Consider the following 19,405-nt stretch of genomic DNA (forward strand, 5'->3'; position numbering starts at 1 on the left):
GACGGAGGGTGCGGGTGGAGCGGTCGGCCGTGCTGGTGATGGAGATGCAGCGGGGGGTCGTCGGCGACCTCACGAAATTTCCGGATTTGGTGGCGGCCTGCGCCCGTCACGACGTCGTCCCCAACGCCGCCCGCGTCCTGCGCACGGCCCGAGCGGCCGGGCTCCCGGTGATCCACTGCACGGCCGCCTTCCGGCCGGACCGGGCGGGCTCGCACACCGGCAACTGCCCCTTCATCGTCTCCCTGCTCAAGGACCCCGCGCACATGCTGGAGGGCACGTCCGCCGTGGAGGTGCTGCCCGAACTGCGCGAGGACGGCGACCTGGAGAGCCGGCGGCACCACGGGTTCTCGCCGTTCACCGGCACCTCGCTGGACATGACGCTGCGCTCCCTCGGCGTCTCGTCCGTGGTCGCGATGGGGGTCTCGCTCAACCTGGGCATCCCGGGGCTGGCGCTGGAGGCGGTCAATCTCGGCTACCGGGTGACGGTGGTGCGGGACGCCGTGGCCGGGATCCCCGAGGACTACGCGAAGGCCGTCCTGCGCAACACGATCGGCCTGCTGGCCACCCGCGTCGCCGCGGCCGACCTCGTCCGGGCGTGGACGTGATGGACGGCCTGCGCCTCGACGGCCGCGTCGCCGTCGTCACCGGGGGAGCGGGCGCGATCGGCACGGCCGTCGCGACCGACCTCGCCGCGCTCGGGGCCCGCGTCAGCGTCGCCGACGTGGACCTGCCGGGCGCCCGCCGGACGGCCGCGGCGCTGCCCGGGGCGCGGGCGCTGGCCGTGGACCTGGCCTCGCCCGCCTCCGTCGAGGCGTTCTGCGCCGAGGCCGGGCCCGTGGACGTGCTCGTGCACAACGCCGGGGTGTCGGTCGTGCAGCCGTTCACGGCGAGCGACCCGGCGGACTGGGACCTCATGTGGCAGGTCAACCTGCGCGGCCCGATGCTCATGACCAAGCTGCTGTTGCCCGGCATGACGGCCAGGGGCTGGGGACGGCTGGTGTTCGTCTCCTCCGACGGCGCCAGGGCCGGCTCGGGCGGCGAGGGCGCGTACGCGGCCACCAAGGCGGGCCTGTTCGGCCTGGCCAAGACGCTCGCCCGGGAGGCCGCGAGGGGCGGCGTGACCTCGAACGTCGTCTGCCCCGGGCCGACCGACACCCCGATGCTCCGGCGGATCTCCGAGGCCGAGCCGGGGCTCGTGGACAAGATCGCCAAAGGGATCCCGCTGCGCCGGCTGGGCACGCCCGCCGACGTCGCGGGGCTGATCGCCTACCTGTGCACCGACCGCGCCGCCTACATCACCGGCCAGACGCTGTCGGTGAGCGGCGGCGTGACCATGCAGTGACGCGCGCCGTGAGGTCACAGGGAGCGGTAGACCGCCTCGATCAGGCGCAGGCCGCGCAGGTTGCCGGTGAGGCTGTCGGCCATCCGGTTCATCACGTACCCGAAGGCGAGCCTGCGGTCGGGGTCGCCCATGCCGAGCGAGCCGCCCATCCCCGAGTGGCCGAACGCGGTCGCCGACGGCATCGGGAACGTGAACGACGGGCGCATGTAGCCGAGCCCGAACGCGGTGTCCATGAACAGCACGCGGTCGGGGCCGCTGACGCGGGGGCGCAGGGCGTCCTGGAGGGTCGCGGAGCTCAGCAGGTCGCCGCCGACCAGCGCGCGGTAGAACCCGGCCAGGCCCTTGGCGGTGGTGACGACCCCGGCGGCGGGCCATCCGGCGCGCAGGATCACCGGGTTGTTCGCGCCGCCTTCGAGCAGGCGGATGGCCGGGTTGCCGAGCGCCCGGTTCATCAGGCTGCCCGGATCGAGCACCGCCCGGCCCATCTCACCCAGCAGATCCCGCCCCCCACCGGCCCCCGGCCCGGTCCCTCCGCCGGCGGGAGCGGAGGTCTCCGGGGCGACCGCGGCGTTCTCGGGGGCGGGGCGGGGGCGGGTGGGGGCCTTGAGGCGGGCGGCGCGGGGGATCACGTCGTCGGGCGCGCCGACCCACAGGTCCAGCCCCAGCGGCCCGGCGATCTCCGCCGCCACCAACTCGCCCACCGACTTCCCGCTGACCCGCCGCACCACCTCCCCGACCAGGAAGCCGTACGTCAGCGCGTGGTACCCGTGCGCAGTCCCCGGCTCCCACAGGGGCGTCTGACCGGCGAGCCGGGCCGCGATGGCCGGCAGGTCCTCGAACTCCGCCACCGGCACCGGCGTCTCGATCACCGGCAGCCCGCAGGAGTGCGTCAGCACGTGCTCGACCGTGACCGCCTCCTTGCCCCCGGCGGCGAACTCCGGCCACACGTCGGCGACCGGCGCCCGCACGTCCACCAGCCCCCGCTCGGCGAGCCGGAGCAGCACGGTGGCCGCCACCGCCTTCGTGCACGAGTACGCGAAGGCCGGGGTGTCCGCCTCCCAGGCGCGTCCCGTGTGCCGGTCGGCGACGCCGTCCCACAGGTCCACGACCAGCTCGCCGTCGAGGTGGACGGCCACCGCCGCGCCCAGCTCTTCGCCCTCGGCGAAGTTCCGCTCGAACGCCTCGCGCACGCGGGAGAACCGGGGATCGCAGTACATCAGACCTCCGCAGGAAAGGAAGCGCTTACTTGGTGCACGAGCCTAACAACTGGGGACGATTCGGCCCAGACGATCAGCGGGGCACCCTCAACCTGCTGACCCCCGCCGTCGTCCTGGAGGCCCTGCGCAGCGCCGTCACGGGCGAGGTGCTGAGCCTGGCCATGCCGATCAGGGGAGCCACCTCCTCGGCGGCCCCCACGACCGTCCCCCACCTGCGGGGCCGCCCGCTGCCGCAGCACTTCATGTCCGTGGACGGCGGCGACTACGCCGCGGGCGCGCGCCCGGTCGGCGACGGCCTGCGGGTGGCCGACGACGCCCTGCTGGTCAGCCACCACGGCACCACCACCCACATGGACGCGCTGTGCCACATGTGGACCGGCGACCGGCTCTACAACGGCCACCCGGCCGCCCGCGTCCGCTCCTACGGCGCCACCAGGTGCGGGATCGAGCACGTCGGCGGCGTGGTGGCCAGGGGCGTGCTGTTCGACGTGCCGCGGCGGCTGGGGCTCGACCACCTGCCGGCGGACTTCCGGATCCCGGCCGGGCTGCTCCAGGAGATCGCCACGCCGCGCCCCGGCGACGTCGCGGTGGTCCGTACGGGATGGCCGCTGGTGTGGCAGCGGTCGCGCGAGGAGTACTGGGCGGGGCAGCCGGGGCTGTCGGCGGAGGCCGGCGCCTGGCTGGCCGCCCACGACGTGTCGGCGGTGGCCTGCGACAACGCCGCCGTGGGCGGCCTGAACGAACACCAGCTCGCCGACGAGTGCGCCGCCGACGACCTGCACCTCATCCTGCTCCACCGGCACGGCGTGCACCTGGTCGAGATGTTGTGGCTGGAGGAGCTGGGCGCGGCCGGGCGGACGGAGTTCGTCTTCGTGGCCGCGCCGCTGCGCATCGAGGGAGGCACCGGCAGCCCGATCACCCCGCTCGCCGTCCTGTGAGCGCAACGGGTCACCAGGTGACGGGCAGGCTCCGGACGCCGTACACCGAGGCGTCGTGCTTGACCGGCACCTCGGCCGCCGGCACGGCCAGCCGCAGGCCCGGGAAGCGCTCGAACAGCGCCCGGTAGCCGATCCGCAGCTCGATCCTGGCGAGCTGCTGGCCGAGACACTGGTGCACGCCGTGCCCGAAGGCCAGGTGGCGGCGCGCCTCCGGGCGGTCCGGAAGCAGCCGGTCGGGGTCGGCGTACACGGCGGGGTCGCGGTTGATCACGGGCAGGGACAGGGCCACGGTCTCACCCGCCCTGACCGTCACGCCGGCCACCTCCAGGTCCTCCAGCGCGGCCCTGGACGGCGCGCCGAGATGCAGGATCGACAACCAGCGCAGCAGCTCCTCGACCGCGCCGTCCTCGTCCGGGCGTCCGTGCTCCAGCAGCGCGAACACGCCCAGCGCCAGCATGTTCGCCGTGGTCTCGTGGCCCGCCACCAGCAGGATCACCGCGAGCCCGGCGAGCTCGTCGTCGCCGAGCTCGCCGGTCAGGTCGCCGATCAGGCCGTCGTCCGGCGCCACGCGCCTGCGGCGGGCCAGGTCGCGCAGGTAGCCGGTCAGCTCGGCGAGCGCCCCCGCGCCGTCCGCGCCGAAGGTGACCAGCCGGGCGCTGAGCTCCTGGAACCAGTCGTGATCGGCGTACGGGACGCCGAGCAGCTCGCAGATGACCAGCGACGGGATCGGCAGCGCGTACGCCGTCACGAGGTCGGCCGGCGGCCCGGCGGCGGCCATGGCGTCGAGGTGGTCGGCGGCGATGCGCTCGATCCGCGGTTCGAGCAGGCGCATCCTGCGCAGCGTGAACCGGCCGGTGAGCAGCCGGCGGTAGCGGGTGTGCTCCGGCGGGTCCATGGCCGCGAAGAAGCCCGGCGGCGCGGGGGCGCCCAGCCCGGCGGGGGCCCTGGGCGAGGCCCGGTGCTTGAGCTCCTGCCGGGCGCTGAACCGGGGATCGCCCAGCACCGCGCGGGCGGCCTCGGCGGTGGTGGCCAGCCAGCCGAGATGGCCGTCGGCGAACTCCAGACGGCTCATCGCCGCAAGGCCCGCCAGCCCGGCCGCGGCCCGGCTCCGCGCCTGGAGGCCGGGCTCGGGGGTCAGGCGCCCGGGTAGTTGCCGCCGCCGTACGCGGCGTCGAGGGCGTCGTAGTCGGGGGTGAAACCCTGCTTGGGGATGGCGTCGGCGAACACCACCTCCCGCGGCCTCTTGTACGCCGCCAGCTCACCCCTGACGTGCGCGACCAGGTCCTCCTGCGCGGCGGTGGCGTCCGGCTTCAGCACGACCACCGCCTTGACCGCCTGGTGCCAGCGCGGGTCGGGCACGCCGATCACCGCGGCGTCGGCGACGGCCGGGTGGGTCCTGAGCGCGCGCTCGACCTCGGCCGGGTAGATGTTCTCGGCACCCGACTTGATCATGCGGAGCCGGGGGCCGATGAAGGTGATGGTGCCGTCGGGTTCGCGGCGGCCGAGGTCGCCGGTGTGATGCCAGCCATACCGCGACTTCTCTGCATTTAAGTCGGGCCGGGCGAAATATCCGGAAAAGAGGGTCTTGCCCCTCGCGCAGATCTCGCCCACCTCGCCCGTCGGCACCTCCACGCCCTCCGGATCCAGGATGCGTACCTGGACCAGCGGCGACGGCCGTCCCGCGAACCCCGCGCCGCCCTCGGCCAGCCCGAGGAAGGTGAGCATGCCGCCCACCTCCGTCTGCCCGTACCCGCCCATCTTCGAGCGGCACCAGGGCGAGTCGTCCACGGTGATCATGTCGTCCCACTCGGCGGAGTGGGCGACGAAGCGCAGCGAGGACAGGTCGTACTTGCCGCCCGCGTTCGCCGCCGCGACCGCGTCGATCATCGGCCCGAACAGGAACGCCTGCGTCACCCGCTCGGCGTCGACCAGCCGGCAGACCTCCTCGGCGTCGAAGGCGGGCGTGAACACGTTCGTGCCGCCGATCTGGAGGGTGGCCAGGCAGAACATCATCGTCCCGACGTGGAAGAGCGGCCCGTCGTTGAGGAAGGTGAACCCCGGCTCCATCTGCCGTACGACGAGCAGCGTGGCGCTGTGGGCCACCAGGGCGGCGCTGCTGAGCAGGGCGGCGGCCGGCCGGCCCCCGAAGGCGGCGGTGTACAGGGCGAGCACCGGCTCGGCGTCGTCCACCTGCGGGAACTCGCGCGGCGAGCCGCCGGCGACCAGCTCCTCGTACGCCTCGCCCGCGCGCACCCACGTCGCCTCGTCCGCCAGCTCGGCGGCGGTGTCGGAGTGCTCCCAGACGACGACCCGCGGCGCCAGGTCGGCCAGGACGAACCGCAGCTCGTCCGCCGACTGCCGCCAGTTGGCCGGGCAGAGCACCGCGCCCAGGCGGGAGCAGGCCAGCAGCAGCTCCAGCACGGCGTGCGAGTTCTGGCCGAGCCACATCACCCGGTCGCCGGCGGCCACGCCGCGCCCGGCCAGGGCGTCGGCCAGCCGCGTCACGCGGGCGTCCAGCTCGGGGTAGGTGAGCCGCACGTCCCCGTCCACCACGGCGGTGACCCGGGGGCGGCTGCGGGCGTGGTCGGCCAGGACGTCGGACAGGGTGAGGCTGTGGATCATCGTCATCCTCCTGCGGGGGCGAAGGCCGGCATGACCTCGGCGGCGAAGAAGCGCATGACCCGCTTCATGTCCTCCAGCGGCATGGGCCTGGTGCTGCCGAAGTCGCACAGGAGGTTGCTGAAGCCGGCGTCCCTGAGCAGCGAGATCTGCTCGATCACGCGGGCGGGGTCGCCGATGACCTCAAGCTGCTCCCAGCGGAAGTCCGGCGAGACCGAGCCGCCCTTGAGGTAGCGGTCCTGGTAGTACTCGAAGCCCTCGGCGGCCCTGCCGGTCCTCGGGTCGATGGGCGCGCTGCGCTCGTTGAAGATGCGCGAGCGGTCGAAGGACGCCTCGAACCTGGCCTGGTCCTCGCGGGCCCGCTCCAGCGTGGGGGCGACATAGACGCTGCGGGCCACCACCAGGTCGGCGCCCGCCGGGTGGCCGGCCCGCGCGGCCGTCTCCCGCCAGGTCTCGGCCGCCTTGACGACCTTGCGGAACGTCGCCGCGGGGTCGGCCAGGACGGGCAGGCCGCGCTCGGCGTACATGGTGACGGTCTCGGGGGAGACCGCGGCCACGTGCAGCGGCGGGTGCGGCGACTGCAGCGGACGCGGTACGAGCGAGACCTCGGCGCCGGTCCGGTAGAACTTGCCCTCGTGCCGGTACGACTCCCGCGTCCACAGCCCGAGGATCACCTCCAGCGCCTCGTTGAACCGGTCGCGCGCCTCGGCCAGGTCGATCCCGAAGCCCTCGAACTCGAAGCTCTGGTACCCCCGCCCGATCCCCAGGTCGAGCCGCCCGCCGGAGAGCACGTCCACCTGCGCGGCCTCCTCGGCCACGTGGACGGGGTTGTGCAGCGGCAGCACCACGATGCCGGTGCCGAGCCGGAGCCGGGAGGTGCGGGCGGCGGCGTGGGCCAGCATGGTGAACAGGTTGGGGGCCACGCCGTAGTCGCGGAAGTGGTGCTCGGCCAGCCGCACCCCGTCGAAGCCCAGCTCCTCGGCCAGCTCGATGAGCTCCAGATGGTAGTCGTAGACGTCCTTGAAGCTCTGCCCGTCGAAGCGGTGGAAGAGGTGGAAGGTCGAGAACTTCATGCGGCGGCCTCTCCGTAGATAAACCAAGCGCTCGCTTGGGAGCGTATCACGCCGGCTGCCGCTCCAGGGCCACCTCCGGGGCCGTCTCGCGCGGCCGCAGCACCGGCGCGAGCAGCGTGAGCGCCACCAGGATCCCCGTGATCAGCGCGAACGCCGCCGGGTACGACACGCCGTCGGCCACCCATCCCGTCACCGCCGGCGCGGTCAGCCCCGACAGGTACGTGATCGTCGCGACTCCGGCGACCCCCTCGCCCGGCGTGGGCCCCGCGTTCCCCGCCGCCGCGAACACCAGCGGCACGATGACCGCGACCCCCAGCCCGACCAACGCGAACCCGACGATGCCCAGCGCGGGCGTGCGGGCCAGGACCACCAGCACGCCACCCGCGACCGCGACGATCCCGCCCGTCCGGACCGCCCGCACCGGACCGGTCAGGCGCACCGCGCGGTCGCCCAGCAGTCGGGCGCCGGCCATGCAGAGCATGAAGATCGTGTAACCCGCGGCGGCCACGCCGGGCCCGGCGTCGGCGACGTTGGTGAGGTAGACCGCGGCCCAGTTGGAGCTGGCGCCCTCGGCGAACGTCCCGCAGAAGCCGACCACGCCGATGGCCGCGATGGCCCGCGAGGGCAGGGCGAACCGGCGCGGCGCGGGCCCGGCGGCGGCCCGCGGCCCGTCGGGCAGCAGCCCGCGCCCGGCGATCCCGCCCGCGACCACCAGGACGGCGGCGACGATCCCCAGGTGCAGGCGGGCGTCGATGCCGGCGTGCGCGGCCAGGGTGCCGAGGCCGCCCGCGGCCAGGCTGCCGACGGCCCACATGCCGTGCAGGCCGGAGATCACCGGCTTCTTCAGATGCCGTTCGAGCGTGACGCCGTGGGCGTTCATGACGACGTCGCACATGCCCGCCGACGCGCCGTACAGCAGGAAGATGACGAACAGCCAGACGGGGGCGGGGGCGAAGGCGGGCAGGGCCAGGCCGCCGCACCACAGCGCGAGCAGCGCGCGCGTGGTGGCGCGGCTGCCGAACCGGTGGGCCAGGCGACTGGCCAGCGGCATCGCCGCGAAGGCCCCGATCGAGGGACAGAGCAGCGCGAACCCGAGCATCGCCGCGCTCAGGTGGACGTGCTCCTGGAGCCACGGGATGCGGGTGGCGAAACTGCCTGCGACGGCTCCGTGCGCGGCGAAGACGGCCGCGATGGCGCGATGAGGGCTCATGGCCACAGAAACTATCAGGCAACCTTCCTGATGAAAAGAGCTATCAGGGAGGCTTCCTGACTATTATGAGCGGCGTGAAGACCGCGACCCCGTCCATGGCCCGTGCGATCAACGACCGGCTCGCCCTCGACCTGCTGCTGGAGCACGGTCCGCTGACCGCTCCGCAGCTTCGTGAGCTGACCGGCCTGTCCCGGCCCACCGTCTCCGACCTGATCGAACGGCTCAAGGGCGGCGGCCTCATCGAGGAGGCCGGCGAGCGCGGCGAGGACCGTCGCGGCCCCAACGCCCGCCTCTACGCGCTGGTCGCCGGCCGCGCCCACGTCGCCGGGGTCGACCTGCGCCGCACGGCGATCAAGGTCACGGTCGCCGACCTCACCGGCCACGTGGTCGGCTCGGCCGTCCGCGAGATCTCCGGCGACCTGGTCGCCCTCGTCGCTGCCACGGTCGCCGAGGCCGCCGGGGGCCGCGCGCTCGACAACGTGGTCATCGGCGCCCCCGGCCTGGTCAAACCCATGGACGGCGAGCTGGCGGTGGCCAACGACGTGCCCGGGTGGCGGCCCGGCCTGGTGGGCGCCGTGCGCGAGCGGCTGGGCGTGCCCGTCGTCCTGGAGAACGAGGTGAACCTGGCCGCGGTCGCCGAGCTGCGCACCGGCGCCGCCCAGGGCAGCGACGACTTCGTGCTGCTCTGGCTGGACGACGGCATCGGCGCCGCGGTCGTGCTCGGCGGGCGGGTGCGGCGCGGCGCGTCAGGGGGCGCGGGGGAGGTCGGCTTCCTCGACGTGGAGGGCACGCCGTTGTGCATCCTGCTCCAGAACACCACCCGGCCCGAGGAGCTGGCGCGCCGGGTGGCCAAGGGCGCCTTCGCCTTCGTCACCCTGCTCGACCCCGGCCTGGTGGTGCTCGGCGGGGCCACCGGCCAGGACGGCGGCGACGAGCTGGCCGGGCAGGTCGCCGCCCGGCTGGGCGAGCTGTCGCCCGCGCCCACCGAGGTCAGGGCCACCCGGGTCGGGGGCAATGCGGTGCTGGAGGGCGCCGTGCTGACGGCCCTCGACACGGCGCGGGACAACGTCTGGTGACCCGCGCCGCGCCGGAAGGCCCGCCTCAGACGGTCCGGCTCACTGGACGGCGGCCGGCTCGCGCAGCGGCAGGCGCACCTCGAACTAGGTCTCGCCCGGCACCGAGCGCACCTTGATCTCGCCGCCGTGCCGCCCGGCCACGATGCGGTAGGAGATGTCCAGGCCGAGCCCGGTGCCCTCGCCCACGCTCTTGGTGGTGAAGAACGGCTCGAAGATCCGGTCCTTGATCGCCTCGGGCACGCCGGGGCCGGTGTCGCCGATCTCGACGATCGCCTCGTCCTCGTCGTGGGCCGTGCGGACGGTCAGCGTGCCCTCCTCGCCCATGGCGTCGAGCGCGTTGTGGATCAGGTTCGTCCACACCTGGTTGAGCTCGCCCGCGTAGCACGGGATGAGCGGCAGCGTGCGGTCGTAGTCGGTGACCACGCTGACGCCCGGCGGGGTCTTGCCGCGGAAGATGGCGATCGTGCTGTCGAGCAGGTCGTGCACGTCGATCATCTGGAACGGCGCCCGGTCCATCTGCGAGTACTGCTTGGCCGAGCGGATCAGCGAGGTGATGCGCTCGGTGGCCTCGGTGACCTCGTTCAGCATCTGGGAGATCTCGACGGCCTCGGCCAGCCAGTGGAGGGCGGCCGGAGTGTGCTCCTCGCCCACCTTGCCGCGGATCTTCTGCAGGTACTCGGCGGTGAAACCGGCGTTGACCAGCGCGGGAGCCAGCTCCCACGCGTCCTCGACGCCGACGTCCTCCAGCGCCTCGCCCAGCTCGTCCTCGGCGTCGGAGATCTCCAGCGGGGAGCGTTGCGGCTGGTTGCCCAGGTTGCTCGTGCACGCCTCCTGGGCCTCGATCAGCGTGCGCAGCTTCTCCGGCGGGATGCCGGCCTCGGCGAGCTGGGCGAGCTGGATGCGGGACGCCTTGATCAGCGAACGCAGCTCGCTCACCGCGCGCACGGCCGCCGCCGCCGGGTTGTTCAGCTCGTGCGTGAGCCCGGCCGTGATCGTGCCGAGCGCGGTCAGCCGCTGCCGCCGGTCGATGATCTCCCGCTGCATGCGCCCGCCCGACATCATGCCGTCGAGCAGGTGCATCGCCATCGGGAACCACTCGGCCACGATGTAGGCGAACTTCTTGGCGGGCAGCAGGAAGATCCGCGAGGGCGCGGTCGCGCGCAGCGTGTGCTGGTAGGTCTCCGGCGCCCGGTCGCCCAGGTACGCCGAGGTCGCGCCGCCGTACACGCCGGGCTGGGAGGCGCGCGGCATGGCGACGGTGCCGGCGCTGACCGTCTCGTTGATCATCTGCACCTCGCCCTCCAGCAGCACGGCGAAGCACTCGGCCGGCTCGCCCTGCCGGACGATGTCCTCGTCCTGGGCGAACGAGCGCACCCGGCCGCTGGCGGCCAGCTTGCCGAGCTGCTCGTCGGTCAGCCGCTCGAACAGAAAGAGCTTGCGCAGTTCGTCGATGTCGACGGTGTCGGTCATTGCTTCTCCAGATAACGATGCACCAGCGCGACGGCCATCGCGCCCTCACCGACGGCGGAGGCCACCCTCTTGATCGACTCGGCCCGCACGTCCCCCGCGGCGAACACGCCCGGCACGTTGGTCTCCAGGTAGTAGGGCTCGCGGCGCAGCGCCCAGTTGCGCGGCCGTCTGCCGCCCTGCACCAGGTCGGGCCCGGTCAGCACGAACCCCTTGGCGTCCCGCTCGATCGTCTCGCCCAGCCACGACGTGTACGGCTCGGCCCCGATGAACACGAACAGGTACTGGGCGTCGACCGTGCGCTCCTCGCCCTTGGTCGACAGCGTGAGCCGTTCGAGGTGGTCGTCACCGGCGCCGGCGACGACCTCGGTCAGGAGGCTGACCTCGATGTTGTCGATCGCGTTGATCTGCTCGATGAGGTAGTGGGACATGGACTTCTCCAAACCATCACTCCTCACCAACAAATGGACCTTGCGCGCGAATCCCGCCAGGTAGACGGCCGCCTGCCCGGCCGAGTTGGCCGCGCCGACGATGTAGACCTCGTTGTCCTTGCACGCCGGCGCCTCGGTCAGCGCGGCGCCGTAGAAGACGCCCCGGCCGACGAACTCGTCCAGGCCGGGCGCCTCCAGCCGCCGGTAGGTGACGCCGGTGGCCAGGATGACCGCGTGGGCGGCGATCTCCCCACCGTCCTTGAACCCGATCACCCGGGCCTGCCCGCGCGGCTCCAGATGGGTGACCTTGCGCGCGCTCAGCAGCTCGGCCCCGAACTTCAGCGCCTGCCGGCGCGCCCGGTCGGCGAGCTGCTGCCCGGACACGCCGTCGGGGAAGCCCAGGTAGTTCTCGATCCTGGAGCTCTGGCCCGCCTGGCCGCCCGAGGCGTGCGCCTCGACCAGCACCGTGTTCAGGCCCTCCGAGGCGCCGTAGACCGCCGCGCCGAGGCCCGCGGGCCCGCCGCCGACCACGATCAGGTCGTAGAAGTCGGTGGCCGGCGTGGTGGACAGCCCGACCGCGGTGGCCAGCGTGGCCTGGTCGGGGGACTCCAGCGTGGTGCCGTCCTCGGTGACCACCAGCGGCAGGTGACAACCCTCGCCCGCCGCCTTGACGAGCTGCGCGCCCTCGGGGTCCTCGGCCAGCATCCACTGGTAGGGCACGTGGTTGCGGGCCAGGAAGTCCCGCACCTGGTACGAGCGCGCCGACCAGCGGTCGCCCACCACGCGCAGCTCGGGACGCGCCGTCCGGTCGGTCCGCATCCAGGCGTCGAGCTGGCCGTCGATCACCGGGTAGAACTTCTCCTCCGGCGGGTCCCACGGCTTGAGCAGGTAGTGGTCGAGGTCGACCACGTTGATCGCCTGGATCGCGGCGTCGGTGTCGGCATAGGCGGTCAGCAACACCCGGCGCGCGTACGGGTACATGTCCATGGCGGCTTCCAGGAACTGCACGCCGTTCATCTGCGGCATCCGGTAGTCGGCCAGGATCGCCGCCACCTCGTCGCCGCGCAGCCGCATCTCCTTGACCGCCTCGATGCCGTCGTGGGCCGCCTCGGCGCGGACAATCCTGTACTCATGGCCGTACCGGCGCCTGAGGTCACGAGCCACCGCCCGCGACACCCCCGGGTCGTCGTCGACCGTCACGATGACCGGCTTGTCCATTCCCCTACCTTCTCCCCAATGGTCCCTAAGGGAAGGATGTCATGCACGCGTGGGTTGGTGAGCACTCGCTCATATCATGGGCGGATGAGCACCCGCGAGCGCATCCTCGACGCCGCCGAGCAGGCCATTCGGGAGTTCGGCATCTCGGGCGCGACCACGCGGCGCATCGCCCAGGCGGCCGGCTGCTCCGAGGCGCTGCTCTACAAGCACTTCGCCGGCAAGGAGCAGATCTTCCTCGCGGTCCTGCTCGAACGGCTGCCCGCGCTCGCCCCCGCGCTGGCCCGGCTGCGGCTGAGCACGGGCGAGGGCGACCTGGCCGACAACCTCACCCGCTTCACCCTGGCGGCGCTGGAGTTCTACACCGAGGCCGCCACCATCGCCTCCGGCATGCTGGCCGACCCCTCGCTGCTGGCCCGGTTCAAGCACATGCTGGCCACCACCAACACCGGTCCCCACCTGCCGATCAGGGCGCTGGCCGAGATCCTCGACGCCGAGCGGGCCGCGGGCCGCGCCGACCCCGGCCTCGACCCCGGCGCGGCGGCCGCCCTGCTGATGGGCGCCTGCTTCCACCGGGCCAACCTGTCCTACTTCGTCGACCCGGCCGACAAGGACGAGGAGTGGGCGGCCGGCGTCGTCGCCGCGTTGCTCAGGCGATGACCCGGCTGGCGCCGCCGTCGACCAGCATCGAGACGCCGTTCACGTACGAGGCCCGTTCGCTGGCCAGGAACGCGATCACGTCCCCCACCTCCTCGGCCTGACCGACCCGCCCGACCGGCACGGCCCGGCCGCGCTCCTCGATCACGTCGTCGCCGCCCGACATGCCGCGCAGCCGTTCGGTGTCGATCGCCCCCGGCAGCACGTTGTTGACCAGCACGCCGTCGCCGCCCACCTCGCGGGCCAGCGTGCGCACGAGCCCGGCGACGGCCGGCCGCATGGCGTTGGACAGCGCCAGCCCGTCGATCGCCTCGCGCACGGACGAGCTGGTGACGGTGACGATCCGGCCCCACCCCCGCGACCGCATCTCCGGCAGCACCGCCTGGATCAGCCGGACGGTGCCGAGCAGGTTGCGCTGCACCGCGACGTCCCAGTCCTTGAGGCCGACCTCGTCGGAGCGGCCGGTGGGCGGGCCGCCCGCGTTGGCCACCAGGATGTCGACCGGGCCGAGCACGTCGCGCGTCTCGTCGGCCACCCGCTGAGCCGCCGCCGGGTCCTCCACGTCGGCCAGCACGGCGTGCACCACGTGGCCGAACTGCTGCAGCTCCACCACCGCGTCCGCGAGCCGTTCCGGGTTGCGCGAGCTGACGCACACGTCGCAGCCCTCGCGCGCGAGGCTCTTGGCGGCGGCCAGGCCGATGCCCGCGCTGCCGCCGGTGACCAGGGCGACCTTGCCCGAGATGCCGAGATCCATAAGCCGACTATAGTGACGGGCCGATCAGTCCGGCCGCACCCGGGTCAGCTTGTCCGGGTTGAGCACGCCGTAGAGCCCCTGGATGCGGCCGTCGCGCACGTCGATGGCGATGAGCTGGTCGCTTCCGGCCACGTGCGTCCACAGGGCGGGGCGGCCGTTGGCCTCGACGAGGCGCGCCCGGCTGAAGTCGTAGCGGGCCAGCAGGCCGCCGATGAAGCCGCTGACCTTGCGCCGACCCAGGATCGGGCGCAGGGCGGCCCGGACCTTGCCGCCGCCGTCGTTCCACATGACGACGTCTTCGTGCAGCAGCTCGGTCAGCGCGTCGAGGTCGCCGCCGCCGGCCGCCTCCATGAACTTCGTCAGCAGTCTGGCGTGGTCCTCGTTCGTCGGCGTGAACCGGTCGCGGCCCTGCGACACCCGGACCGAGGCGCGGTGGTGCATCTGCCGGGCGTTGGCCACCGACGAGCCGACGATCTCGGCGATCTCGTCGTACGGCAGCTCGAACGCCTCCCGCAGCACGAACACCGCCCGCTCCGGCGGCGACAGCTTCTCCATCAGGTGCAGGGTCGCGAAGGAGACGGTGTCGCGCAGCTCGGCCGTGTCCAGCGGCCCGGCCTCGCCCGTCGCGACCGGCTCGGGCAGCCACGGCCCGGTGTACGCCTCCCGCCGCACCCGGGCCGAGCGCAGCTGGTCGAGGGCCAGCCGCGAGACCACGGTCAGCAGGAACGCGCGGGGCTCCCTGATCTGGCTCCGGTCGGCGCCCTCCCACCGCAGCCAGGCCTCCTGCACGACGTCCTCGGCGTCCCACATGCTGCCGAGCAGGCGGTAGGCCAGGCCCAGCAACATGGGGCGGTATTCCTCGAAGTCCACGTCCGGCATCATGCCCTGTCGCCCGGCCGGGCGGCTCGGTGGGGGCCGGTGGCGGCACTGTGGGGCGGCACTGTGGGGCGGCACTGTGGGGCGGCACTGTGGGTGGCCAAGGCGGGCCGGGCGTGATGGGCTGGGGGGCGTGGCGAGAAATCTGATCCTGTCAGGAGGGCTCTTCCACGACTTCGCCGCCACGTCGGCCGCGCTCGCCGACGTGCTGGGCGAGGTGGGCGTCGAGTCCGAGATCACCGAGGACATCGCGGGCGCGCTGAGCGAGCCGCCGGAGGTGCAGCTCATCACGGTCAACGCGTTGCGCTGGCAGATGGGCCAGGACCGCTTCGCCGACCTGCGCGGCGAATGGCGCTTCGCGCTGCCCGCCCAGGCCCGCACCACGCTCCTCGACCACCTCGACCGGGGCGGCGGCCTGCTGTGCATGCACACGGCCGCGGTCTGCTTCGATGACTGGCAGGGCTGGCCGCGGGTGCTCGGCGGCAGCTGGAACTGGCCCAAGTCGCACCACCCGCCCCTGGGCTGGACCGGCGTGCGGGTGCACGGCGCCGCCCACCCCATCGTGGCGGGCCTGCGCGACTTCGACCTGGTCGACGAGGTCTACAGCGACCTCGACGTGCTGCCGGACGTGCGTCCCCTGGCCTCCGCGCACGGCCAGCCGCTGGTGTGGGCGCGACCGGTGCGCCGCGGCCGGGTGGTCTACGACGCGCTGGGGCACGACACCAGGTCCTACGACAACGAGATCCACCGGACCCTGCTCCAGCGGGCCGCGTCGTGGCTGCTGAAACGGCCGGTGGACGACACCGGCTGACATGTCCGGTTCGGACAAGACCCGAGCTCGCGCGACGGGCACGATGGCCGTATGAACGTCAATCTCTCGGCGGTCGCCGGGTTCCTGGCCACGCACGCGCGGGTCCTGGACCGGCGGCGCTTCCACTTGCTCATGGAGGAGACCGGCCCGGCCTCCGTGCTCGGCGCCCTCGACGCCTACCGCAACCCCGACGGCGGCTACGGCTGGGGCCTGGAGCCCGACCTGCGCTCGCCGGAGAGCCAGCCGGGCGCGGCGCTGCACGCCTTCGAGGTGTTCGAGGAGATCGGCCCCGACACCGCGCCGCAGGCCGTCGCGCTGTGCGACTGGCTGGAGTCGGTGACGATGCCCGACGGCGGGCTGCCGTTCGCGCTGCCGCTCACCCTGGCCGAGGGCACCGCGCCCTGGTGGGCGGGCGCGGACACGAGCACCTCGTCATTGCAGATCACGGCCGTCTCCGCGGCGGCGGCCCACGGCGTGGCCGCCCACGACCCGGCCGTGGCCGCGCACCCGTGGCTGGAGCGGGCCACCCGCTACTGCCTCGACGCGATCCAGGCGCTGGACGAACGGCCGCACGCCTACGTGCTCTCCTTCGCCGTGCGCTTCCTGGACGCCGTCCACGGGACGCGGCCCGAGGCGGCCGGGCTGCTCAAGCGGCTGGCCGCGCACATCCCCGAGGACGGCCGGGTCCCCGTGGAGGGCGGCACCGCGGAGGAGCGGCTGCACCCCCTCGACTTCGCCCCCTACCCCGGACGGCCGGCGCGCGAGCTGTTCGCGCCCGAGGTGATCGCCGCCGACCTCGACCGGCTGGCCGGGACGCAGCAGGAGGACGGCGGCTGGGTCGTGGACTACGCGCGGATCTCGCCCGCCGGCGCGCTCGAATGGCGGGGCGCGGCCACCGTGCGGGCCGTCGAGATCCTGCGCCGCAACGGCGTGCTCTGACCGGCCCCGACAGGCTCCTACCGCTGGCGCTGCCCCACCCGGCGGGCCGACTCCGACTCCTGGGCCATGCGGCGCAGCGTGTCGAACGCCTTGCCGTACAGGACGGTGCCCAGCACCAGGGCCTCCACGGCGGCGTCGCGCGGCCCGTCGAAGGGGATGGTGTCCATCTCGACCTCGGTCACCAGCTTCCTGGCGGCCTCGACGTACGGCGCGAGGTCGACGCGCAGGCCGAGCTGGCGCATGCGGACCATCGTCTGCGCCAGCTCGTCGCGGGTGGGGGCGTCCTCGACGACGTTCCAGCCGAGCTCGTCGATCAGCCGGTCGACCTCGGCCCTGGCGGTTCGCCACTCCTCGTCCTGCTCGGGCTCGACGACCGGGCCGAGCGCGTAGTGCGCGATCCCCAGCATGTGGTGGATGGGCAGCGTCTCGTCGTCGACGGCGGCGATGACCTGCTTGATGGCGGCCACGGGGAGCCTGCCCACCTCCAGCAGGGCCCGGATCAGGCGCAGCCTGCGCAGGTGGGAGTCGTCGTACTCCGCGCGGGTCGCGGCGGTCTGCTCGCCCTGGTGCAGCATGCCCTCACGCAGGTAGTACTTGATCGTGGGGATGGCGACACCGGATCGGGCGCTCAGTTCTGAGATGCGCATCGATAGATAATAGCGCTATCCAGAGCGGGCGACGTGGCGGGCCGCGCTCACCACCTCGTGGACGTCGGCCTGCCGGTTCCACAGGAAGACCGCCTCCAGCGGCGGCACGTCCTCCTTGATGGGCACGAAGGTGAGCGCGTCGGGCACCGCGCTGCCCTCGTGGACGCACAGGCTGTAGCCGGCCCCCGCGCCCACCATGTCGATCACCAGGTCATGGGTGGCGGCGGCCGGGCCCAGCCGGGGATGCAGCCGATGCCGGACGAACCCCTCCAGGAACCGCCGGGCCCCGGCGACCGCGTCCGACTCGGGCATGATCAGCGGCTCGCCGGCCAGGTCCGCCAGCGACAGCGCCTCCTGCCCGGCCAGGGGGTGGTCGCGGGGGAGCAGCGCGCGGACCGGGAAGCGGTGGACGAGCATGCGGGCCACGCCCCTCGGCAGCGAGCCGGGGGCGTAGCCGAGGCCGGCCTGCAACGTGCCGTCGGCGATGGAGACCAACTGCTCGGCCGTGCCCATCGGCGCGATCCGCACCGGCACGTTCTGGAGCTGCGCGAGCAGCCGGGCGGCCACGTCGGCCAGCCCGTCGGCCACGCCCAGCCGGGCGGTGCGGCCCGTGCCGCGCGCGGCGGCCACGGCCCGTTCGTAGGCGTCGAGCGCGACCGTGGCCTGGGCCAGGAACGCCTCGCCCGCCTCGGTGAGCCGCACGCCGCTGGACGAACGGCTGAACAGCTCGACGCCTATCTCCTTCTCCAGCGCCCTGAGCTGCTCCGACAGCGTGGGCTGCGCGATGTGCAGCGCGGTCGCGGCGCGGCGGAGGCTGCCGGCGCGCGCGATCGCCATCGCGTATCTGACGTAGCGCAGATCCATCTCTCACCTCGGGGTGATGATGATGGGCTATCGGCTGATCACATCTCCGTATTACAAGACGGGGCAGCCCGCGTGAAGACATCCAGTCACGGCTTGTGCCTTCCCGCTGCTCAGAACCTCGCCCAACCTGGCGGCGACGGCCTTCGGGCGCGGGACGCCGCCGTTGTGGCCACCCGGAAACTCCGCGTACGGCGCCTCTGGCGCCTCGGCCGTCCGCCTGCCGAGCAAGCGCTTGTCTGGACGTGTTATCGTGCGGGATGCAGTCCTTCGCCGGGTGCGCGGCCGTGGCCGGGATCGGGATGACCGCGCTGACCCGGCAGTCCGGGCGCACCGAACTGGAGCTCGCTGCCGAGGCGTGCCGGGCCGCCTGCGCGGACGCCGGGATCGTCCCCGGCGAGGTCGACGGGCTGCTCAGCTACCACATGAACGACTCCGCGCCGGTCGTCCAGGTGGCCCGCGCGCTGGGGATCGAGCGGCTGCGCTGGCACAACGACATCGCCGGCGGCGGGACACAGGCGGCGTCGGTGCTGGGGGACGCGGCCATGCTGATCCACGCCGGGGTGGCCAGGAACGTCCTGGTCTTCCGGGCGCTCAACGGGCGGTCCGGCACGCGGATGAACACCGTCTCCACCGGCCCCCTGGAAAGCCACACCTACGGCCTGGCGGGGCCGATCCCGCTGTTCGCCATGGCCGCGACCCGCTACCTGCACGACACCGGGCTCACCGCCGAGCACCTGCACGCCGTGGTCGCCCAGTCCAGGCGCAACGCCGCCGCCAACCCGCGAGCCCTGCGCCGCGAGCCCCTCGACCTGGCCGCCTACCTGGCCAAACCGTACGTCTGCACGCCGCTGCGCACCGCCGACTGCTGCCTGGAGACCGACGGCGCGTGCGCGCTGCTGGTGAGCGGCGTCCTGGACGGCCCGCGCATCCGGGCGGTCGTCCGCGGCGGCGGGCCCGGCTGCTCCTCCATGGACCGCTCGCCGGACGTGACGGCCGTCTTCTCCGCGCACGTCGCGCCGCTGTTGTGGGCGGCCTCCGGGATGCGGCCCGCGGACGTCCGGGCGGCGCTGCTCTACGACGCCTACTCCTGGCTGGTGCCCCGGCAACTGGAGGACTTCGGGCTGGTGGCGCGGGAGGACCTGGGCGCGTACCTGCTGGAGCGGCAGCACGCGTGCTCCGGCGGCGCGACGTACGAGGCCGTCGCGGAGGTGTGCGGCGGCGACCCGGACGATCTCGCCTCGCTCGTGGACAAGTCGCTCGTCTCGGTCT

The 19,405-nt window shown here is 73.4% G+C and carries 19 protein-coding genes; 8 read left to right on the forward strand and 11 right to left on the reverse strand.

All coding sequences use genetic code 11. The features are described 5' to 3' along the window. The first annotated feature begins 14 nt into the window (after positions 1-14). Together ACWCSD_RS13555 and ACWCSD_RS13560 are read left to right on the forward strand one after the other, a co-directional pair. Complete coding sequence (locus ACWCSD_RS13555) at positions 15-605, forward strand: isochorismatase family cysteine hydrolase (protein ID WP_449914814.1); 591 nt, start codon at positions 15-17, stop codon at positions 603-605. Further along, positions 605-1,342: an SDR family NAD(P)-dependent oxidoreductase gene (locus ACWCSD_RS13560; protein WP_449914844.1), complete on the forward strand. Its 738-nt coding sequence runs from the start codon at positions 605-607 to the stop codon at positions 1,340-1,342. The genes ACWCSD_RS13555 and ACWCSD_RS13560 overlap by 1 nt, the downstream gene beginning before the upstream one ends. Before the next feature lie 14 nt (positions 1,343-1,356). Here ACWCSD_RS13560 and ACWCSD_RS13565 read toward each other — a convergent pair whose 3' ends face one another. Continuing rightward, a complete protein-coding gene (locus ACWCSD_RS13565) occupies positions 1,357-2,559 on the reverse strand; it encodes a serine hydrolase domain-containing protein (RefSeq protein WP_397160995.1) in 1,203 nt (400 codons plus the stop codon). A gap of 29 nt (positions 2,560-2,588) precedes the next feature. Between ACWCSD_RS13565 and ACWCSD_RS13570 the strand changes: the two genes are divergently transcribed. Further along, positions 2,589-3,497, forward strand: a complete 909-nt coding sequence (locus tag ACWCSD_RS13570) for a cyclase family protein (RefSeq protein ID WP_358298551.1) — start codon at positions 2,589-2,591, stop codon at positions 3,495-3,497. A 10-nt stretch (positions 3,498-3,507) separates the two neighbouring features. Here ACWCSD_RS13570 and ACWCSD_RS13575 read toward each other — a convergent pair whose 3' ends face one another. The 4 genes from ACWCSD_RS13575 to ACWCSD_RS13590 all read right to left on the reverse strand — a co-directional run bounded on the left by ACWCSD_RS13575 (position 3,508) and on the right by ACWCSD_RS13590 (position 8,399). Beyond that, positions 3,508-4,569 carry a cytochrome P450 gene (locus ACWCSD_RS13575; protein ID WP_449914819.1) on the reverse strand — a complete coding sequence of 354 codons (1,062 nt, stop codon included), beginning with the start codon at positions 4,567-4,569 and terminating at the stop codon, positions 3,508-3,510. Positions 4,570-4,631: 62 nt separating this feature from the next. Next, positions 4,632-6,119: an AMP-binding protein gene (locus tag ACWCSD_RS13580; RefSeq protein ID WP_449914822.1), complete on the reverse strand. Its 1,488-nt coding sequence runs from the start codon at positions 6,117-6,119 to the stop codon at positions 4,632-4,634. Positions 6,120-6,121: 2 nt separating this feature from the next. Beyond that, positions 6,122-7,189: an LLM class flavin-dependent oxidoreductase gene (locus ACWCSD_RS13585; RefSeq protein ID WP_449914824.1), complete on the reverse strand. Its 1,068-nt coding sequence runs from the start codon at positions 7,187-7,189 to the stop codon at positions 6,122-6,124. Positions 7,190-7,235: 46 nt separating this feature from the next. After that, the gene (locus ACWCSD_RS13590) at positions 7,236-8,399 is read right to left on the reverse strand and encodes an MFS transporter (protein WP_397160988.1); all 1,164 of its coding nucleotides are present in this window, start codon (positions 8,397-8,399) and stop codon (positions 7,236-7,238) included. A 74-nt stretch (positions 8,400-8,473) separates the two neighbouring features. Here ACWCSD_RS13590 and ACWCSD_RS13595 point away from each other — a divergent pair, with 74 nt between their 5' ends. Then, positions 8,474-9,475, forward strand: a complete 1,002-nt coding sequence (locus ACWCSD_RS13595) for an ROK family transcriptional regulator (protein ID WP_364340389.1) — start codon at positions 8,474-8,476, stop codon at positions 9,473-9,475. Positions 9,476-9,559: 84 nt separating this feature from the next. Here the strand turns inward: ACWCSD_RS13595 and ACWCSD_RS13600 are convergent, their stop codons facing one another. Then, a complete protein-coding gene (locus tag ACWCSD_RS13600; protein WP_449914828.1) occupies positions 9,560-10,945 on the reverse strand; it encodes an ATP-binding protein in 1,386 nt (461 codons plus the stop codon). Next, positions 10,942-12,591 carry an FAD-dependent oxidoreductase gene (locus ACWCSD_RS13605; protein WP_352319969.1) on the reverse strand — a complete coding sequence of 550 codons (1,650 nt, stop codon included), beginning with the start codon at positions 12,589-12,591 and terminating at the stop codon, positions 10,942-10,944. The genes ACWCSD_RS13600 and ACWCSD_RS13605 overlap by 4 nt, the downstream gene beginning before the upstream one ends. An 84-nt stretch (positions 12,592-12,675) precedes the next feature. Between ACWCSD_RS13605 and ACWCSD_RS13610 the strand changes: the two genes are divergently transcribed. Continuing rightward, positions 12,676-13,248, forward strand: a complete 573-nt coding sequence (locus ACWCSD_RS13610) for a TetR/AcrR family transcriptional regulator (RefSeq protein WP_449914832.1) — start codon at positions 12,676-12,678, stop codon at positions 13,246-13,248. On the opposite strand, the gene ACWCSD_RS13615 is transcribed toward ACWCSD_RS13610, so the two are convergent. Next, complete coding sequence (locus tag ACWCSD_RS13615; RefSeq protein WP_387681901.1) at positions 13,238-13,999, reverse strand: SDR family oxidoreductase; 762 nt, start codon at positions 13,997-13,999, stop codon at positions 13,238-13,240. The two genes, ACWCSD_RS13610 and ACWCSD_RS13615, sit on opposite strands and share 11 nt — an antisense overlap. 24 nt (positions 14,000-14,023) lie before the next feature. Then, on the reverse strand, positions 14,024-14,878 hold the full coding sequence (locus ACWCSD_RS13620; protein WP_397161084.1) for an RNA polymerase sigma-70 factor: 855 nt from the start codon (positions 14,876-14,878) through the stop codon (positions 14,024-14,026). 130 nt (positions 14,879-15,008) lie between these two features. Here ACWCSD_RS13620 and ACWCSD_RS13625 point away from each other — a divergent pair, with 130 nt between their 5' ends. Next, on the forward strand, positions 15,009-15,686 hold the full coding sequence (locus ACWCSD_RS13625) for a ThuA domain-containing protein (protein ID WP_387681904.1): 678 nt from the start codon (positions 15,009-15,011) through the stop codon (positions 15,684-15,686). A gap of 51 nt (positions 15,687-15,737) precedes the next feature. Then, positions 15,738-16,625 carry a hypothetical protein gene (locus tag ACWCSD_RS13630; protein WP_397160978.1) on the forward strand — a complete coding sequence of 296 codons (888 nt, stop codon included), beginning with the start codon at positions 15,738-15,740 and terminating at the stop codon, positions 16,623-16,625. 17 nt (positions 16,626-16,642) lie between these two features. Here the strand turns inward: ACWCSD_RS13630 and ACWCSD_RS13635 are convergent, their stop codons facing one another. Both ACWCSD_RS13635 and ACWCSD_RS13640 read right to left on the reverse strand, forming a co-directional pair. After that, positions 16,643-17,272 (reverse strand): MerR family transcriptional regulator, encoded by a 630-nt coding sequence (locus ACWCSD_RS13635; RefSeq protein ID WP_364340378.1) that lies wholly within the window; start codon positions 17,270-17,272, stop codon positions 16,643-16,645. A gap of 15 nt (positions 17,273-17,287) precedes the next feature. Then, positions 17,288-18,136, reverse strand: coding sequence for a LysR family transcriptional regulator (locus ACWCSD_RS13640; protein ID WP_449914838.1), 849 nt, complete (start codon positions 18,134-18,136; stop codon positions 17,288-17,290). A 257-nt stretch (positions 18,137-18,393) separates the two neighbouring features. Here ACWCSD_RS13640 and ACWCSD_RS13645 point away from each other — a divergent pair. Continuing rightward, the coding region (locus ACWCSD_RS13645; RefSeq protein WP_449914841.1) for a thiolase C-terminal domain-containing protein at positions 18,394-19,405 on the forward strand (1,012 nt) is incomplete at its 3' end.

This window comes from Nonomuraea sp. NPDC001684 (assembly GCF_053596515.1).

Coding starts and splice junctions, on each gene's coding strand:
- ACWCSD_RS13560 (WP_449914844.1), top strand. CDS start 605: ATGGACGGCCTGCGCCTCGACGGCCGCGTCGCCGTCGTCACCGGGGGA.
- ACWCSD_RS13565 (WP_397160995.1), bottom strand. CDS start 2,559: ATGTACTGCGATCCCCGGTTCTCCCGCGTGCGCGAGGCGTTCGAGCGG.
- ACWCSD_RS13575 (WP_449914819.1), bottom strand. CDS start 4,569: ATGAGCCGTCTGGAGTTCGCCGACGGCCATCTCGGCTGGCTGGCCACC.
- ACWCSD_RS13580 (WP_449914822.1), bottom strand. CDS start 6,119: ATGATCCACAGCCTCACCCTGTCCGACGTCCTGGCCGACCACGCCCGC.
- ACWCSD_RS13585 (WP_449914824.1), bottom strand. CDS start 7,189: ATGAAGTTCTCGACCTTCCACCTCTTCCACCGCTTCGACGGGCAGAGC.
- ACWCSD_RS13590 (WP_397160988.1), bottom strand. CDS start 8,399: ATGAGCCCTCATCGCGCCATCGCGGCCGTCTTCGCCGCGCACGGAGCC.
- ACWCSD_RS13600 (WP_449914828.1), bottom strand. CDS start 10,945: ATGACCGACACCGTCGACATCGACGAACTGCGCAAGCTCTTTCTGTTC.
- ACWCSD_RS13605 (WP_352319969.1), bottom strand. CDS start 12,591: ATGGACAAGCCGGTCATCGTGACGGTCGACGACGACCCGGGGGTGTCG.
- ACWCSD_RS13610 (WP_449914832.1), top strand. CDS start 12,676: ATGAGCACCCGCGAGCGCATCCTCGACGCCGCCGAGCAGGCCATTCGG.
- ACWCSD_RS13615 (WP_387681901.1), bottom strand. CDS start 13,999: ATGGATCTCGGCATCTCGGGCAAGGTCGCCCTGGTCACCGGCGGCAGC.
- ACWCSD_RS13620 (WP_397161084.1), bottom strand. CDS start 14,878: ATGCCGGACGTGGACTTCGAGGAATACCGCCCCATGTTGCTGGGCCTG.
- ACWCSD_RS13630 (WP_397160978.1), top strand. CDS start 15,738: ATGAACGTCAATCTCTCGGCGGTCGCCGGGTTCCTGGCCACGCACGCG.
- ACWCSD_RS13635 (WP_364340378.1), bottom strand. CDS start 17,272: ATGCGCATCTCAGAACTGAGCGCCCGATCCGGTGTCGCCATCCCCACG.
- ACWCSD_RS13640 (WP_449914838.1), bottom strand. CDS start 18,136: ATGGATCTGCGCTACGTCAGATACGCGATGGCGATCGCGCGCGCCGGC.